The sequence below is a fragment of the Roseobacter weihaiensis genome (genome assembly GCF_020622345.1).
In the GTDB taxonomy this organism is placed as follows: domain Bacteria; phylum Pseudomonadota; class Alphaproteobacteria; order Rhodobacterales; family Rhodobacteraceae; genus Roseobacter; species Roseobacter weihaiensis.
The window spans coordinates 1-3,444 of the sequence record NZ_JACNMO010000013.1 but is presented as its reverse complement, the minus strand read 5'-3'; the positions used below and the strand labels follow the sequence as shown (position 1 = coordinate 3,444).

The window sequence follows — 3,444 nt, the reverse complement described above, 5'->3', positions numbered from 1 at the left end:
ATGCGGGAAGCTTGCCAAACACTTGGTGATTTCGCCGACATCGCATGCCAGCTCGCGCTCCAAGGCGACGGCACCTCTGGCATCCACAATGCACAACACGCACGACCTCAGCGCCACATCCAGTCCGGCAAAATATTCCATCATCTTTCTCCCTTGCTCACAGATTTCCTGTGATCCTAACGGGAGCTCGACCTTAGTTCAGGGTCAGCACAATTACCCATGATTTGAGCTGCCACCCGTCAACCGACCGAAACCGTCAGATGACGGCTCCGAGCCCTTACAGACCGATGCTGCAAGATGGATGAATGTCAGCTTACTGCTAACTTGACACCCAAACCGACCAGGAGAGAGCCTCCAACTTTCTGCGCCAAACGCGTACTGGTCTTCGAGTGGCTGAACAGCTTTGTGATCCGAGATGATAGAAGGACACATGCAATGTCGGGGATTGAAAACATTAGATTTGCCATCGCGCGTAGAGCCATCAGTTGTGTCCACATGGGCAATGTTGCAGTTGGTTCTGCAAACTGAGGAAGAAACGCCACACCAAAGATCACCGTCTTCGGGTTCAGAATTTCGACGGTGACACTCTGCCAGAAAGTGGAAACTTCTGTTTTCACCACTGAGGTTCTATCTGATAAGGCAAATGGTTCGGACCTCCTGAAAGAGCGTCGGGACGGCCTGAAAAACAATCGCCAGACCTATGGCTGCCGCAGCGATATGTACGTATCCACCGACATGGATACCGACAGCAGCTATGCAACCCGCGCGTTTACCCTGAGAGATCGTCCTTGCCGTCGTGTAGAGCATGGCCGGGCCGGGTATCGATACAAAGAGCATTGTCGCAAAGAAGAATGCGGCGAGTTGACTGATTTCAGGCATACTGTGTCCTCAAAATCGAATGTCTTGAGTGAAGCAATCAAGCATCTGAAAACTTCTGGCCAGCTTGGATCACAGCGTCTGATAAAGGCCCGTACAATGTACCGTGCAACGATCCGGGTATTGCCACCAATTCGGACAGAGGCATCACGTGGTGAAGCTGCCATGCTGTCGAAAATGGAACGGATAAATCAAGCCGACTGTTGATCAACACTGCTGGAAACTTGGCCAAGATTTCCTTTTGATCAAGTATTGGCACATCAAGCCATGCGAGATTGCGAAAATAGTGCGTCACAAGTCTTGCAAAGCCGAGCCGGTATCGTGGGTCTTTGTATTGTGCCGGAACCTCTGCGCGCGGGTCCAACATGATGACGGCCTCCTCCCAAGCACACCACGCTTCGGCGGCTGCGGCCTCTATATTTGGATCGCCCGATGTTAGGCGGTCGGCGTAGGCGGCTGCCATATCGACGCCGCTTCTGCCTTCCGGTGCGCCTGCTTGAAACGCTTCAAAGGCCTCGGGCAGGAACATGCCCGCCCCACCATAAAGAAAGTCGATCTCTTCTTTGGTTGTCGTGGCAATCGCGGCAAGGATCATGCCCTTCACCCGTGTTGGGTGCTCCACGGCGTATGCAAGAGCCAAGGTGGTACCCCATGACGATCCGTACAGGTGCCAGTTTTCAATATTCAGCGTACAGCGTAACCGTTCGATATCATAGATCAAATCGGCTGTTGTATTTGCTTGCAACGCAGCAACACTATCACCGGCATAGGGAAGCGATTTTCCAGCACCACGCTGGTCCATCGCGATGATGTGCCATTGCTCGGGATCAAATAGCTGCGGCATCCGAGGCTTGATGCCACCACCCGGCCCACCGTGTAAGAGCAACATTGCAGGTCGCACAGGCGTTCCAAACGTCTCCCAATGGACGAGATGGCCGTCTTTTTCCGGCAGCGTGCCCGATCTCAGTGGCTTTGTCGCAGGAAATAGGCTCATGAGCCACTTCCTTGCCTGCTTTGGTCAGAGAATCTGCAAAGTGCGCCCATCGCGTTGCATGTTATCCGTGCGGCCACGGTCGCTGAAATCTGATTGACATCGAATTTTGGAGCAAGCTCTACAATCGAGAACCCGGCCAGACCCCGTGCCGCTATCGTCTTTTGAACAATGTCGCTGACTTCCTCGAAACGAAACCCACCCGGTGTTGGGGCATTGACAGCCGGACAAACCGACGTGTCAAAGACGTCGCAGTCAATCTGGATCACGAGGTTCCCACCATGGGGGATAGCCGCGATGATTTCATTGGTGCCGATGCTACGTGCTTCAGTAACAGCTATTAGTCGCGCGCCCCATGCAAGTGCATCCGAAACTTCCTGATTACGGGCGCTGCCAACCCCGCGCATGCCAACCTGTGTAATGGATCGTACAAAGCCACATTCGGCAGCACGGCGTATTGTGCTGGAATAACCGTCGTGTATGCCGCCTATGCTGTCTCGCCAATCAATGTGCGCATCAAGTTGCAGGATATCTATCGGCCCATTTTCGGCAAAGGCTCTCAAGAAGGGGATTGGAACACTGTCGTCGCCACCAAGCAGGAATGGTACAGCTTTCTTTTCAAGGATTGCTGACGTGGCCTGCTGGATTGCAGCGCGGTTTCTAACCGCGTCCTCAGGTTCAAGGATCAGATCGCCGCAGTCGACCAACTTTTTGCTGTTGTCTGCAAGAAGCGGTCCGCCGAGATCGAAATCATAGTGGTCAATGTTTGAAGAGGATTCACATGCCGCCGTGCGAATTGCATCCGGAGCATGCGCACTACCTGTGACCAACTCATAAGCAACTTCTGCTTCAGTCGGATATGGTGTGCCGTACGCAGCTCCGAAAATGGCAATATCACCTTCCGCAATATTCTCGAATTCTACGGCGGATTGTTCCAGAAAGGTCCGAGTTGGAATGATTGTATGTGGAAATGCCATGCTTATTCACCTTGTCTCATGGCCATCGTTAACCGGACGTCCAGAACGGTGATTTACTAAATGATCTTTGACTCTAGCCAAGGTGTCAAGTCAGTAAGCCGCCTACGCTTCGTAGTTTGATTTTCGGGGTATGCCGGGGATTGTCCATCCCGAAGCCGACATTGGCGCAATCGCAGCGAAATAGTGCTTTTCCCGGATTTTGTTGAAAAACTCTGGTTATCGTGGAAATAGCTGAAAAACTTGCCCATAGAAAGCCGTTCTGGAAATTCGTCGAGGGGGTCGGCCTAAGACCAGAGTTGGCAATATCTGAGGCTCTCAGAGGCCTAACCGGACACTCAGTTCCAATTTGGCTGCTGCAACGGATTCTGGCAGAAAAATATCATTGTTAGACTTACGAGTTTTTCAACAGAATCCCCATATTTTATTGAAGAAGTCGCCGAGATTTGAGGTTTTGCCTGCTTGGCAACTTCAATCGCAAGCTTCTTGTTCCGCCCGTTGCACTGGGCGGCTTGTTGGTCTGTCGTTTTGCCGTTTCAGATCATATCGCGCTCCTCGTTTCGCGCGTCTTGGGTCTTAGTTTTGCGAGTTTTCGGAGGTTCT

The 3,444-nt window shown here is 52.2% G+C and carries 4 protein-coding genes; all 4 read right to left on the bottom strand.

Annotated features, from left to right (window positions below; genetic code table 11):
• Positions 1–308: 308 nt before the first annotated feature.
• From H7847_RS15350 to H7847_RS15340, 4 genes are read right to left on the bottom strand one after another with little or no spacing between them, the layout of a single operon-like run.
• Positions 309–617 carry a LysE family translocator gene (locus H7847_RS15350; protein WP_319799773.1) on the bottom strand — a complete coding sequence of 103 codons (309 nt, stop codon included), beginning with the start codon at positions 615–617 and terminating at the stop codon, positions 309–311.
• Positions 618–627: 10 nt separating this feature from the next.
• Positions 628–879: a LysE family transporter gene (locus tag H7847_RS26770; protein ID WP_264479586.1), complete on the bottom strand. Its 252-nt coding sequence runs from the start codon at positions 877–879 to the stop codon at positions 628–630.
• 37 nt (positions 880–916) lie between these two features.
• Positions 917–1,870, bottom strand: coding sequence for an alpha/beta fold hydrolase (locus H7847_RS15345; RefSeq protein WP_227270365.1), 954 nt, complete (start codon positions 1,868–1,870; stop codon positions 917–919).
• On the bottom strand, positions 1,867–2,844 hold the full coding sequence (locus H7847_RS15340; protein ID WP_227270364.1) for an arginase family protein: 978 nt from the start codon (positions 2,842–2,844) through the stop codon (positions 1,867–1,869). The genes H7847_RS15345 and H7847_RS15340 overlap by 4 nt, the downstream gene beginning before the upstream one ends.
• Positions 2,845–3,444: the final 600 nt, after the last annotated feature.